Annotated in this window: 12 protein-coding genes; 5 read left to right on the top strand and 7 right to left on the bottom strand. The window is 62.4% G+C overall.

Annotation, left to right across the window (positions count from 1 at the left end; all coding sequences use genetic code 11):
• Positions 1–5 precede the first annotated feature (5 nt).
• The 3 genes from ACFQDI_RS04340 to ACFQDI_RS04330 all read right to left on the bottom strand — a co-directional run bounded on the left by ACFQDI_RS04340 (position 6) and on the right by ACFQDI_RS04330 (position 3,571).
• Positions 6–1,325, bottom strand: a complete 1,320-nt coding sequence (locus tag ACFQDI_RS04340) for an outer membrane protein assembly factor BamB family protein (protein ID WP_377163783.1) — start codon at positions 1,323–1,325, stop codon at positions 6–8.
• Positions 1,326–1,399: 74 nt separating this feature from the next.
• The gene (locus ACFQDI_RS04335; protein WP_377163781.1) at positions 1,400–2,314 is read right to left on the bottom strand and encodes a hypothetical protein; all 915 of its coding nucleotides are present in this window, start codon (positions 2,312–2,314) and stop codon (positions 1,400–1,402) included.
• Positions 2,315–2,320: 6 nt separating this feature from the next.
• Positions 2,321–3,571, bottom strand: a complete 1,251-nt coding sequence (locus tag ACFQDI_RS04330) for an OmpA family protein (protein ID WP_377163779.1) — start codon at positions 3,569–3,571, stop codon at positions 2,321–2,323.
• Between the two features lie 164 nt (positions 3,572–3,735).
• Between ACFQDI_RS04330 and ACFQDI_RS04325 the strand changes: the two genes are divergently transcribed.
• The 4 genes from ACFQDI_RS04325 to accC all read left to right on the top strand — a co-directional run bounded on the left by ACFQDI_RS04325 (position 3,736) and on the right by accC (position 7,736).
• Positions 3,736–4,647, top strand: coding sequence for a PfkB family carbohydrate kinase (locus tag ACFQDI_RS04325; protein ID WP_377163777.1), 912 nt, complete (start codon positions 3,736–3,738; stop codon positions 4,645–4,647).
• A gap of 128 nt (positions 4,648–4,775) precedes the next feature.
• Positions 4,776–5,588 carry a 1,4-dihydroxy-2-naphthoyl-CoA synthase gene (gene menB, locus ACFQDI_RS04320; protein WP_377163775.1) on the top strand — a complete coding sequence of 271 codons (813 nt, stop codon included), beginning with the start codon at positions 4,776–4,778 and terminating at the stop codon, positions 5,586–5,588.
• A 105-nt stretch (positions 5,589–5,693) separates the two neighbouring features.
• Entirely contained in the window at positions 5,694–6,275 is a 582-nt protein-coding gene (accB, locus tag ACFQDI_RS04315; RefSeq protein WP_377163773.1) for an acetyl-CoA carboxylase biotin carboxyl carrier protein, read from the top strand.
• A gap of 105 nt (positions 6,276–6,380) precedes the next feature.
• The gene (gene accC, locus ACFQDI_RS04310) at positions 6,381–7,736 is read left to right on the top strand and encodes an acetyl-CoA carboxylase biotin carboxylase subunit (protein WP_377163771.1); all 1,356 of its coding nucleotides are present in this window, start codon (positions 6,381–6,383) and stop codon (positions 7,734–7,736) included.
• Positions 7,737–7,819: 83 nt separating this feature from the next.
• On the opposite strand, the gene lepB is transcribed toward accC, so the two are convergent.
• From lepB to lepA, 4 genes are all read right to left on the bottom strand, one after another.
• Positions 7,820–9,040 carry a signal peptidase I gene (gene lepB / locus ACFQDI_RS04305; RefSeq protein WP_377163769.1) on the bottom strand — a complete coding sequence of 407 codons (1,221 nt, stop codon included), beginning with the start codon at positions 9,038–9,040 and terminating at the stop codon, positions 7,820–7,822.
• 84 nt (positions 9,041–9,124) lie between these two features.
• A complete protein-coding gene (locus tag ACFQDI_RS04300) occupies positions 9,125–9,529 on the bottom strand; it encodes an ACT domain-containing protein (protein ID WP_377163767.1) in 405 nt (134 codons plus the stop codon).
• Positions 9,526–10,674, bottom strand: a complete 1,149-nt coding sequence (locus tag ACFQDI_RS04295) for a histidine decarboxylase (RefSeq protein ID WP_377163765.1) — start codon at positions 10,672–10,674, stop codon at positions 9,526–9,528. Before ACFQDI_RS04295 ends, ACFQDI_RS04300 begins: the two co-directional genes overlap by 4 nt.
• A 183-nt stretch (positions 10,675–10,857) precedes the next feature.
• Positions 10,858–12,654 (bottom strand): translation elongation factor 4, encoded by a 1,797-nt coding sequence (gene lepA, locus ACFQDI_RS04290; protein WP_377163763.1) that lies wholly within the window; start codon positions 12,652–12,654, stop codon positions 10,858–10,860.
• A gap of 103 nt (positions 12,655–12,757) precedes the next feature.
• Here lepA and ACFQDI_RS04285 point away from each other — a divergent pair, with 103 nt between their 5' ends.
• Entirely contained in the window at positions 12,758–13,054 is a 297-nt protein-coding gene (locus tag ACFQDI_RS04285; protein WP_377163761.1) for a 4a-hydroxytetrahydrobiopterin dehydratase, read from the top strand.
• Positions 13,055–13,061 lie beyond the last annotated feature (7 nt).

Genomic DNA, 13,061 nt, shown 5'->3' with positions numbered 1-13,061 from the left:
GTGTCTCACTCCCCGATGCAATACAGCGTCTTCGCGGAGCGCAGAAAGAGCTGCCCGTTGCTGATGGCAGGAGTGGCGCTGCGGTCGGAGGTGTCGCCTTCGATCGTGTTGCGGGAGATGAGTTCAAACTTGGGGCCGAGCTTGACCACGAGCACCTCGCCACGGCGGCCCATGTGGTAGAGGTGGCCGTTGGCGACGACGGGAGAGGCGTAGTCACCTCCTCCGCCACCGCCGCGACGTCCGCCGCCGAATCCTTGACCACCGCCACTGCTGGGGGCAGCCGTGCCGCCTTCGATGCGTTCGCTGTAAATCTCCGCACCCGTTTTCGCATCGCGACAGGTGGCGATGGAGCCGCTGATCCAGTAGAGGCGGTCTTCCCAAAGAATGGGTGTGGCGATGCGCGAGCCGTTGGGGCCGGTCCAGAGGGTGTTCGTGGCGCTGACGTCGCCTTTGCCGCCAGCCTTGATGGCCACGGAGCCGCCGCCGCGTTCGCTCATGGCATAGACAGCGCTGCCATCCGTCACGACGCTGTTGCACACAGAGTCGCTCTGCAGGCCGGTGGCGTACCAGCGCAGCTTGCCGGTGTCGGGATTGAAGCCCCACACCTCTCCAGGCACGGCAATGGCAAGATCAGCTCCGGCGAGAACGGGAGTGCCCCAGGTGCCGGCAAATCCTTCAGAGGGAGCCTTCCAGAGCTGCTTGCCGGTGTTTTTGTCAAAGCCATACAGCGTCTGGCTCTCCACCAGCGCGGGCACGATGAGGATGTCTCCATGCAGGATGGGGCTGGAGGCGCTGCCCCAGTTGCGGCGGTCGTCCCAGTCACCCACATCCGCCTGCCAGAGCGGCTTGCCCTCCAGGTCAAAGGCATGCACGCCGGATTTGCCGAAGAAGGCGAAGACGCTTTTGCCATCCGAGACCGGCGTGTGGCTGGCGTAGCCGTTCTGGGCAAACATGCCGCCGTAGGGCTCTTCAGGCTGCTTGGCGGGAACCGATTTGTCCCAGAGGATCTTGCCGGTGGTGCGGTCCACGCAGACGAGATGGCGCTTCAAAGCCGTGATATCTCCCGCCGACTGTGGACCATCGGTGGCGTAGCCGCTCCAGCAGGTGACGAAGATGCGGTCTCCCACCACGATGGGGCTGGATGAACCCGGGCCGGGCAGCGCGGTCTTCCACTTGAGGTTTTTGGTGGCGCTCCACTCCACCGGCACCGGCTTGTCATCCGGGGCGATGCCGCTGCCGTTCGGCCCGCGAAAGCGCGCCCAGTCCGCAGCAGTGGCGGCGAATGTGGAGGACAGCAGAACCAGCAGAGAAAAGCGCGTGATCATGAGCGCATGCAACCCGGCTTCGGGGTGGTGGTTGCGCGGCAGAGCGCGAATCGTCGGCGGATTTGAGAGCGGGCTCAGACGACCGTCTGCCTGATGGCAAGCTCGCGCGCCTGCTCCACCCAGCGCTCACGGCGAATGCGGTCTTTGAAGGCGAGGCGTGCGGAGACCTCTTTGACGTGGTCGTCATCCCAGGCGGCAATCTGCGCATGCGTGTAGACGCCCAGCTCATGCAGCCGCTGCTCCAGCACGGAAGAGATGCCTTCAATCACGGTGAGGTCGTCCGTTTTTTCGGGCCGGGACTTGTAGATGAAGCCGAGCTTGGGATCGAGCGCTGAGTCAGACTGTGGCGTGAGCTTGATCTCGGGCTGAGGCTGAAATTCCACCTCGGGCAAGGCGGGCAGCAAGAGCTCGGTCAGGGGAGGAAGAAGGGCCGCAGGCGGCAGTCCTTCAGAAAGGGCAGGCTCATCTGCCCCTGTCTCAGGCGTGCCCTTGGCATGCGGAGCAGAGATGATGGCGGCGAGGGCCGACTCATGCGGGACCTGAGGCAAGGCCTCTGCGGGAGGAGACTCTGCCATGCCTGCAGGCGGCGGTTCTGGCGCCGGGGCTTGCTCCGCTGGGCTGGCCTCACTCGCGGGCGCGGCAGGGGCGGCTGGCGGTGGGATGTCTTGCCCAGAGGGGGCTTCTGCCGCGCGGGCAGGCGCGTTCTCTTTTTTGGGCATGTAGATGACCTCGGTGGCCATCGGCACTGCAGGCCCCGAGTGGATGGAGTGGTCCCCCACCTTGCGCTTCAGGCTGGCAATTTCATCCTTCAGTGAGGAGGCCTCTCCGAGGAGCAGGCGCGTCTGGCGCTTGTAACGCCCCCAGGTGGCGTAGCCAAAGAGCAGCCCCACAACAAAAAAGACGCTCCCCAGCACGCAGACAAAGGCACCGCTGTGCATGAGCATGTAGAACAGCGGCTCGGTGGAGAGGGATTCAAAGTCGAATTTCATGGACAGTTATTTGATGAGGAGCTCGACACAGCGCGGGCTGGCAGGAGCCGCAGGCGAGCCGGCGGGCACGGGGTCAAACACCACAGCCTGCATGTCTGCGGTGGGCGCACCCTGCTCCACGAGGAAGGACATCACGGCATTGGCACGCGCCTTGCAGAGGTCTTTCTCGGCTTTCTCAGGCCCGGCGGGATCTGGATGGGCGCCGATGACCAGCCCGAGCCCCGGCCCGGCAGCCAGCAGTGCAGGTGCCAGCGTGACGAGCTTGATCTGCTCTTCGGGCTGGAGCTGTGCAGAGCCCGGCTCAAAAACGATCACACACCCGCGCAAGGTCTCGCGCATGGACTCGAGGGTGGCGGCAGGCAGCTTTGACTGAGGCTGAAACCCTGGAAAATGGTAGAGCGAGGGCATCAGCGTGAACTTCGCCTCCACCTTGGCGGAGCCGGTGACCGGCCGCAGCAATGCCAGCCACACGCTTTCCAACTGACGCGTGGCCATGCCTGTGAGGTGCGGGATGCCGTCGCTCCGAATGTCAAAAGACCGAGGCGGCGGCAGGCTGAAAAAGCTATTCACAAAGGCCGTGAGCTGCTCTGGCCTGGCAAAGGGTGCGGGGAGCACATGCGGGCTGGCTTTCAGCGCGGCGGGGTCCACCTCCCTGGCTCCGGCCACTTCTGCGAGTGTCGCCACGAGCTCCTGCTTCAGGGCCGTGTCTGGCAGCAGGCCGCTGAGCACGATGGCCCCTTCCCTGGCGTGGATGTGGAGCTCCGCCGGCACTCGCAGGGTTTCGATGATGGGCTTGAGCAGCGGGCTGCCTGCGCCCAGCGGCGGCCTGACTCCCTCCGGCCATTTCACCTCAGGTACGGCGTGCAGGTCGTGGGTGTCGATGACGAGATCAGGACGCAGATCCTCAAGAAGGCGGCTCACCTGGCCGATCTCTTCGCTGTCAGGAAACCAGCCGCTGAGGCGGAGTGTGCCTGCGTCCAGTCTGGCATGGAGGCTGGCTGGCACGACGATGCCCTCTGCGGCAGTCTGCAGCCGCAGGGGCACGAGCGTGCGGATGGCGGCCAGCGCCTTGTCACGCGCAGGTGGGTCGGGGGCCTCCCCCCTGACGGCGATGTCGAAAAAGCGCAATTCCACCACGGGGTCGCGCACTCCGGCGGCCTTCAGGCGGTCCACGGCCTGCTGGGTGAGCCCAGGGAGGTTGTCACGGCAAAAAAGCCAGGCATGCACCCCCGTGGCCACAGGCAGGAGGATCAGCATGAAAAAACAAAGACCGAGGCGCATGAAAGTGTGGCGGAGTGGCAATTGACACCGGGGAGGTGGAACCGATACTCCGCGTCCCCGCTGGCGGCAGCACCGTTAAAGTTCGCCGCCAGTGAGGCAAGGACTAACTGTTTCACCTTATCTAACCAAAATACACGCCCATGTCAGTCGTCATCGCCGGAACCGTCGCCCTCGACAATGTCAAAACCCCGCAGGACTCGCAGGAAAACCTGCTGGGAGGTTCCGCCAGCTATGCAGCGCTGGCAGCCAGCATCTTCTGCCAGCCCATCCATCTCGTGGGAGTCATCGGGCATGATTTCCCCAAGCCGCACCTCGACATGCTGGCCTCCCGTGGCATCACCCTGGACGGGTTGGAGCGCAGCGATGGCGAGTCCTTCACCTGGACCGGCGAGTACCATGAGGACATGAACAACCGCACCACGCACAAGGTGGGCATCAACGTGCTGGAGCAGTGGCAGCCCAAGCTCCCTGCCGCAGCCAAAGCCGCCAAAGTCGCCGTGGCCGCCAACATGAGCCCGGACAACCAGATGCAGATGCTGGACCAGATCCAGGCGGACTTCGTCACCGCAGACACCATGGATCTGTGGATCAGCATCGCCAATGAGCGCCTGCACGATGTGCTCAAGCGCATCGACCTCCTGGTCATCAACGACGGCGAGGCCAAGGAATTTGCGGGCACGACCAACCTCGTGGAAGCCGGACGCCGACTGCAGGCCAAGGGCCCGCGCTTTGTCATCGTCAAGCGAGGCGAGCACGGCAGCTTCCTCTTTGGCGAAAAGCCGGAGGAGTTCTTTGCCTGCTCCGCCTACCCGCTGCACAACGTGTTTGACCCCACCGGCGCAGGCGACTCCTTCCTCGGCGGCCTCTCCGGCTGGCTGGCAGCGAATGGCAAGACCAAGCCCACCTTTGAAGACCTCAAGACCGCCGTCGTGCACGGCAGCGTCACCGCCAGCTACACCTGCGAAGCCTTCAGCACCCACAAGCTGCAAACCGTGACTCTCGCAGACATCGCCGCACGTATCTCAGAGCTGCGTACTTATACAAACTTCTGAGTTTGCCATGGTTGGCCGTAGTTTGCAGTGGTTTGCGATTGTTCCCAAGCCACCGCAAGCAAGCCTCTGGAGGCCCGGCCAACAACTGCAAACCATCGCCAACAACTGCCAACCACCGCAAACTCCCCATGTGGACCCCCATCAAGACCTTCAAGGACATCAAGCTGGAAAAGACCAGCGACGGCATCGCCAAGATCACCATCAACCGGCCCAAGGTGCGCAATGCCTTCCGCCCGCTGACGGTCAAGGAGATGCTGGAGGCCTTTGACATCGTGCATGAGGACCGGGACGTGGGCGTGATCATCCTCTGCGGCGAAGGCCCCCTGGCCTTCTGCTCAGGCGGCGACCAGAAGGTGCGCGGAGACGCAGGCTACATCGGCGATGATGGCGTACCGCGCCTGAACATCCTGGACGTGCAGCGGAAGATCCGCACCCTGCCCAAGCCCGTGGTGGCCATGGTGGCCGGTTACGCCATCGGCGGCGGCCACGTGCTGCACGTGGTGTGTGACCTGACCATCGCCGCAGACAATGCACGCTTTGGCCAGACCGGACCGAAGGTGGGCAGCTTTGACGGCGGCCTGGGCTCCAGCTACCTGGCCCGCATTGTGGGCCAGAAGAAGGCCCGCGAAATCTGGTACCTCTGCCGCCAGTATGACGCCAAGCAGGCGCTGGAAATGGGGCTGGTAAACACGGTGGTGCCGCTGGACCAGCTCGAAGAGGAGACGCTGAAGTGGTGCCGCGAAATGCTGCAGCACTCCCCGCTGGCCATGCGCTGCCTCAAGGCCGCGCTCAACGCCGACTGCGACGGCCAGATGGGCCTGCTGGACCTGGCCGGAAACGCCACGCTGCTCTACTACATGAGCGAAGAGGCCAAGGAGGGCAAAAACGCCTACGTGGAAAAAAGGAAGCCTGATTTTTCCAAATTTCCGCGAGTTCCCTGAAAGGTACGGAAAGATTCGAACTTAAAAGTCAAGGCCGCCTTTATGGTTGCCACATCTGGCTGAGTTTGTATGATCGTGCCCGTTCGTTGACACACTCTCCCCGACATGGCCAAACGCACCAAATCCAAACCCGCCGCCTCCGCCCCCTCTTCTTCATCGTCCACCTCGAACGATCTCAATCAGATTCGTGAGATCGTCCAGCTGATGGCTGGGAACGATGTTTCCTATTTCTACAGCGAGCGCAACGGAGCCAAGCTTGAGCTTCGCCGTGGTTCCGACCTTGAAGCAGTGAAAGACCTGCTTCAGAGCCTGCCCATCTCCTCCGGCGCCCCGATCAGCTACGCTCAGGCTCCGGCCCCGAGCCTGGCCCCGGCGCCAGCGCAGCCTGCGCCTGCCGCAGCATCTCCTGCCGCACCGGCAGCAGGCGCTTCCGCACCTGAGGCCGTGGGTCCCACCATCAATTCCCCGATGGTGGGCACCTTCTACCGCAGCTCCGCCCCCGGAGAAAAAGCCTTCGCCAATGTAGGCGACCATGTGGATGAAAACACCACCGTCTGCATCATCGAGGCCATGAAGGTCATGAATGAAATCAAGCCTGAAGGCGTGCGTGGCACCATCGCCCGCGTGCTGGTGGAAGACGGCAAGCCCGTCCAGTACGGCCAGCCCCTCTTTGAGTTGAAAGCCTGATTTCCGCCCTCCCTGCCACTGATCTCCTGATGCCCTGGCACTACCGGGCCCGGCTCAAGCCAGCAGCCGGGCCTGCCAGACCTCCACTCCCTCTCTAGCGCTCTCATGTTCAAAAAAGTCCTCGTTGCCAACCGTGGTGAAATCGCCCTCCGCGTCATCCGTGCCTGCAAAGAACTCGACGTCAAAACCGTCGCCGTTTATTCCGAAGCCGATGTCGATTCGATGCACGTTCACCTCGCCGATGAAGCCATCTGCATCGGCCCAGGCCCCAGCACCGAGAGCTACCTGAAAATGAGCCGCATCATCAGCGCGGCGGAGATTGCCAATGTGGACGCCATCCACCCCGGCTACGGCTTCCTCTCCGAGAAGGCCGAGTTTGCCGAAGTGTGCGCCCAGTGCAAAATCAAGTTCATCGGCCCGTCCGCCCGCGTCATCAGCATGATGGGTGACAAGAACGTGGCTCGCGAGACGGCCCTGAAGGCAGGCATGCCCATCACCCCCGGCTCGGACGGCATCATTCAAACGGAGGAGGAGGCCCTCGAATGGGCACGCAAGATCGGCTACCCCGTCATGGTCAAGGCCAGTGCAGGCGGTGGCGGGCGCGGCATGCGCCCGGTGCTCAATGAAGCCACGCTGCGGTCCAGCTTCCAGGCGGCCTCGTTGGAAGCCCTCAAATGCTTTGGCGACGGCTCCATGTACATGGAGAAGCTCGTCGAAAAGCCCCACCACATCGAGTTCCAGGTGGTGGCAGACTCCCACGGCAACGTCGTTCACCTCGGTGAGCGCGACTGCTCCATGCAGCGCCGCAACCAGAAGATCATCGAGGAGTGCCCCTCCCCCAAGATCTCCGCCAAAATGCGCAAGCGCATGGGCGACGCCACGGTGAAACTCTGCAAGGAGATCGGCTACGAGAACTGCGGCACCATCGAGTTCCTCGTGGATAACAAGTGCGAGAACTTTTACTTCATGGAGATGAACACCCGCATCCAGGTGGAGCACCCCATCACCGAAGAAGTGTATGGCTGCGACCTGATCAAGGAGCAGATCCGCATCGCCGCAGGCCTGCCGCTGAGCGAGCACGTGGTGGACGCCCAGCCTCGCGGCCATGCCATCGAGTGCCGCATCAATGCGGAAGATCCTGCCCGCAACTTCACCCCCAGCCCCGGCAAGATCAACCTCTGGTACACCTCCGGCGGCCGTGGCGTGCGCGTGGACACCCACGTCTATTCCGGCTATGCTGTGCCACCCTATTATGACTCGATGATCGCCAAGCTCATCGTCACCGGAGCCACGCGTGACATCGCCATCCGCCGCATGCGCCGCGCACTGGGTGAGTTCACGGTCGAAGGCATCAAGACCACGATCCCGCTGCAGAGCCAGATCCTGACCACCTCGGACTTCCAGAACGGACAGTACGACATCACCTGGGTGGAAAACTTCCTGCGCCAGCAGGGCCTGTAAAACGGCTGAATTTCGCGAAGCGGGGAAGGCCCATCAGCCTTCCCCGTTTTTTTGTGCAAACGTCCCAGCCTGGGGCGGGGCCTCTAGCGGATCAGGCCCCAGTTTCTTCCCAACGGGAAGTAGCAGAACAGTCCGGGCCCCACGAGATTGCGCTCCGGCACGGCTCCCCAGTAGCGGCTGTCCGAGCTGTTGTAGCTGTTGTCCCCCATGGCCCAGTATTCGCGCAGGGCATCGCGGTTGCTCAGCTCACGCACCGTGCCTTCAGAAAGGAACCCAAAGTTGCCGTAACCCCTGTAGCTGCCCTCCTTGGCAGCCACACGCTTCATGCCAGACTCCTCGGCGGGCTTGCCGTTCACCCACAGCTCGGGAGATTTGACTTCGAGCCGGTCTCCGGGCACGCCCACGAGCCGCTTGATGTAATGCTGAGAGCCTTCCTCAACGCTCACCCGCATGTAGGGGCTGCGGATGTTCTTGGTGGTGAAAACGAACACCTCGCCCCGTGTGGGGCGGCGGAAGTTGTAGGCAAATTTGTTCACCAGCACATGGTCCCCGGTGTCCAGGGTGCCGCGTGCCAGCAGCTGCCCTTCGGTGACGTAGGTGCCGCCTGACTGCCCGATCTTTTGCTCCACTTGTGCATCTGGGGTGATGTTCTGACCGTCCGCGCTGACGGGGAGATTCAGGTAGCGCTGCATGCCCAGATTAAAACCGTCCGGGTCGGTGGCCAGCTGGCGCATGGGTGCCCAGATCCACTGCGTGCCGCCGTCTTCAAAATGCAGGCGGCAGTGCGCGAAAAAGCCGAGGTAGCTGTGCTCCGTCAGAGGAGGCCCGTCTTTCCGCAGGAAACCCGAACGACTGGCCACCACATTGTAGTAGCTGCGACCGGCCACCCAGTCCTTGCAGCGGACAAACAGATTGGGTGTCACATCCTGGTCGGTGTGATTCGCGACCAGCCCATACAGAGTCGGCTGCATGGAGCCGGTGGGAATCTTGAACGGCTGCGCAATGTAGCTGCGAATGCCAAGCGCGATGACGATGGCGACAAAGAACACCTCCACATTTTCGCCGATGTCCGAGTGCTCCTCATGCGGCAGCGCTTTCTCACAGGCCTTGTTGATCTCATCATTCAAGGTGCTGATGAGCGCCTTGTCCCGGGCGCGCATGGCATCCTCCAGGCGGCTGCGCAGGGCGGTGATCTCGTCCAGCTTTGCCTGGGGCAGAATATCACGCTTGTAGTTGATGAAGCGTGTCACGCCCTTGTGCAGGAGCTTGGCGTGCTTGAGGTAGCGTGGGGTGAGGAAAAACATGGGGTGGGAACCGGTGCCTGATACTAGAAGGCGGCGCGCAATGCTCAAGTGCCGTCGTCGTTTCTGCGCTGATTTGCCACGGCCTCAGCCTCGTGGCTCCACCACGAGCACATCTCGCAGCACTTCGGCGGCTCGCGCATTGTCAGAGCATACGAGGCTCGCGGTGGTACTGGCAGCGTCCCGCCGCAGGATGTGCATGGAGCGCAGGTCCAGCCCGGCATCCCGGAGTCTCAGGGCCACGGTGGCAAGCGCCCCCGGCCTGTCCTCCAGCCGCACCAGCAGCGTGTCCTGGGTGATGACGCGGAAGCCGGCGTCGCTTAGCACACGCAGCGCCTCGTCGTACCGGTCCACGCTCATCACCACGATGCCGTGGTCCTCCACACTTTCGACATCGATCTCCTCGATGTTGATGCCGCTGCGGGCCAGAGCGGTGGTGAGCTTGGCGGCGATGCCGAGCTCGTTCGGCACAAGGACGGTGAGCTGTTTCATGGGTGGCGCAGGGGGCAGAGTTTCAATGCAGCGGCAAAATCTGCCACAAAGGCGTCGATGGTGGCCCGTGTGACGTGTGGCATCACGATCAGGTGGCCGATGTTTTTGCGCGGGGCGATGATCCACTTCTCCATCATGGAGGGCGGAGGCTTGGGAAACACCACGGTGACGGAGTTCGGATGCCGCCAGGCCTCGATGCCATGCGCGAAAAAACGCTGCACGGCGTATTCAGCATGGCCGAGGCAGGTCTGCACCATGTCCCGCAGCCCCTCCTCTCCGAGCGTTCGCAGCCGGTGCCACAGCAGCAGCGGTGAAAAGGCGCTGCGTGAACCTGCGATGGTGGTGTCCAAAGCACCGATGTACTCGATGGAGCGAGCAATGCGGTCCACGTACGCCTTGCGCGCCAGAACCACGCCGCACGGCACGGGCGCACCGAGCATCTTGTGCCCGCTGATGGAAATGCTGTCTGCACCATGCGCAAAATTCCACGGCTGCGGCGCATCCACAAAAGGCAGGATCATACCGCTGAGCGCGGCATCGGCATGGATGTAGGCGTTCCCGATGGCGAGATCCTCCAGGATCTCCCGGATCTTTGCCAGATCATCCACCGCGCCCTTCATGGTGGTGCCGATGTTGGCAAAGAGGATCGGCGGCACATCGCGGTGGATGCGCAGCGTCTCACGCAGGTCGGTGTAGTCCATCTGACCGTCCGGCTGGCTTTTGATCATGATGTTGCGCGTGTGCTGCAGCCTCAGCACCTTGGCCACGCTGTAGTGTGTGTCCTCGCTGAAGTAGCAGATGCCGTCCGGGTACAGCTCCCTTGCCACATAGAGGCCGTACATGTTGCCCTCGGTGCCGCCGCTGGTCACATAGCCCCACCATTCCCCCTCAGGCGCATGGGTGAAGCGCGCAAAGTCCGCCAGCACCTCGCGCTCAAACTCCATGGTGTTCAGGCGGTAGTTCGTGCGATGAAAAGGGTCGCCCACATTGTTGATGCTGAACTCCAGAAACCGGAAGAGCTCCGAGTAGTCAAACGCCTGATTCGTCGGATACCCCACATTGCGCAGGCTGGCCTCGCACAGCCGCTCGTGCAAGGCATCGAGCCGCTGCTGGTCTGCCGGTGAAAGGCTGTTTGGTTGCGCCACATGAGAGAAAACGCCGCAGGCGGAGCCGGCGTTTCCATGGTTTTCAGAGCAGTGCTCAAAATTCCGCCCAAACACAGGGTGGCTTGCCCGCCCCCATTGGCTGGGTCAGGCGCTTGCCAGCGGCTTTTCAAGGGGGGAGGGACTGGGCGCAGAAGCTGATTTCGCAGCCTCTCCGCAAGCGCCTCAGTTCGTCTTCAGCACCTCGATGAAGGCTTCCTGCGGGATGTTCACCTTGCCGATGGCCTTCATCTTTTTCTTACCTTCCTTCTGCTTGTCCAGAAGCTTGCGCTTGCGGGAGATGTCACCGCCGTAGCACTTGGCGGTCACGTCCTTGCGCAGGGCGCTGATGCTTTCGCGAGCGATGATCTTGCCACCGATGGCGGCCTGAATGGCGACAACGAAGAGCTGCTGGGGAATGACCTCCTTGAGCTTGGCGCAGAGCTGGCGGCCGCGGCTTTCGGCCTTGCTGCGGTGCACGATGCAGGAGAAGGCGTCCACGGGGTCGCCAGCGATGAGAATGTCCATCTTCACCAGCTCAGCGGGCTCGTAGCCGGCGTGCTCGTAGTCCATGCTGCCGTAGCCGCGGGTGATGGACTTGAGCTTGTCATTGAAGTCCACCAGGATCTCATTCAGCGGCAGCACGGTGTGCAGCAGCACACGGCGGTCGTCCAGCGTTTCGGTGTTGTTCACCACGCCGCGCTTGTCCATGACGAGCTGCATCATGTCGCCGATGTGCTCATTCGGGATCATGATGTTCACCTTCACCATCGGCTCGCGGATTTCGTCGATCTCCTGCGCGGAGGGGAGGAAGCAGGGATTGTCCACCTCCATCTCGGTGCCGTCGGTCTTGCGGACCTCATAAATGACAGACGGGTAGGTGGAGATGACGTCCATGTCGAACTCACGGCGCAAACGCTCCTGCACGATCTCCATGTGCAGCAGGCCCAGAAAGCCGCAGCGGAAACCGAAACCGAGCGCGGCAGAGCTTTCCGCCATGAAGGTGAAGGCGGCGTCATTGATCTGGAGCTTGCCCACGGCGAGCTTGAGAGCCTCGAAGTCGTCCGTGCTCACGGGATAGATGCCACTGAAGACCAGTGGATGGATTTCCTTGAAGCCGGGCAGCGGCTCCGGAGAGGGCTTTTTGGACTCGGTGATGGTGTCGCCGATCTTCACATCCGCCGTGGATTTCACGTTCGCAATGAGATAGCCGACATCACCGGCCTCCAATTTTTCGCAGGTGGTCATCTTCGGACGGAAGATGCCGACGTCCTTGATTTCGTAGTCCAGACCGGTGGACATCATGCGGATCTTCTGCCCACGCACGATGGTGCCGCTCATCACACGCACGTAGCTGACGACACCACGGTAAGCGTCAAACACGGAGTCAAACACCGAGGCGCGGAGGTAGCCGTCGCCCGGGTCCGTAGGTGCCGGCACATAGGCCACGATGGCTTCCAAAATGTCCTGAATGCCGATGCCCATCTTGGCGCTGGCAGGCACGGCCTCGTCCGAGGGGAGCTGGAGAATGTCCTCAAGCTGGCGTTTGCATTTGTCGATGTCAGCGCTGGGCAAATCGACTTTGTTAATGACGGGGATGACGTGCAGGTTTTGCTGCAGGGCGAGATTGAGATTCGCCACGGTCTGGGCCTCCACGCCCTGGCTGGCGTCGATGAGGAGGAGAGCCCCCTCACAGGCGGCGAGCGAGCGGCTGACCTCATAGCTGAAGTCCACGTGCCCGGGGGTGTCCAGCAGGTTGAGCTTGTACATCTGCCCGTCCTTCGCCTTGTAGTTCATGCACACCGGGTGGGCCTTGATGGTGATGCCGCGCTCGCGCTCCAGGTCCATCGCGTCAAGAAGCTGATCTTGCTGCTGGCGCACCGTGATGGTCTGGGTGAATTCCAAAAGACGGTCGGAGAGCGTGGTCTTCCCGTGGTCAATGTGGGCGATGATGGAGAAATTGCGGGTGCGGGAGATGGACATTCAGGTGGCTTTGGCGGGAGAGGGCCGTGTATGTAGTCCAGAGGAGGAAAGAAAGCAATTCCGATGCTTGCTGCTTGTTTTGAGCCGTCCGATGGTCCCAGCCATGAAGCCAGAGCTTTTAAGCGAATCCGCCGTCCTGCAGCAGATGAGCGCTCTGCCCCACTGGCAGGTGGAAGGCAGGGAGCTGGTCAGGGAGTTTCGCTTTCCAAGCTATCTGGCAGGCATTGAATTCGTCAGGCGTGTCGCAGCGCTGGCCGAGGCCCTGAACCACCACCCGGACATGCTCGTCGGCTGGCAAAAGGTCGCGGTGCGGCTGACCACACACAGCGCTGGCGGCCTGACGCGGCTGGACTTTGAGCTGGCAGGCCAGATCACAGCCGCCGAGGCTGCGCCTGCCTGAAGCGCCT

This window comes from Prosthecobacter fluviatilis, assembly GCF_042655725.1.
GTDB lineage: Bacteria > Verrucomicrobiota > Verrucomicrobiia > Verrucomicrobiales > Verrucomicrobiaceae > Prosthecobacter > Prosthecobacter fluviatilis.
The sequence above is the reverse complement of the archived record's forward strand: the minus strand, read 5'-3'. Positions and strand labels throughout refer to the sequence as shown.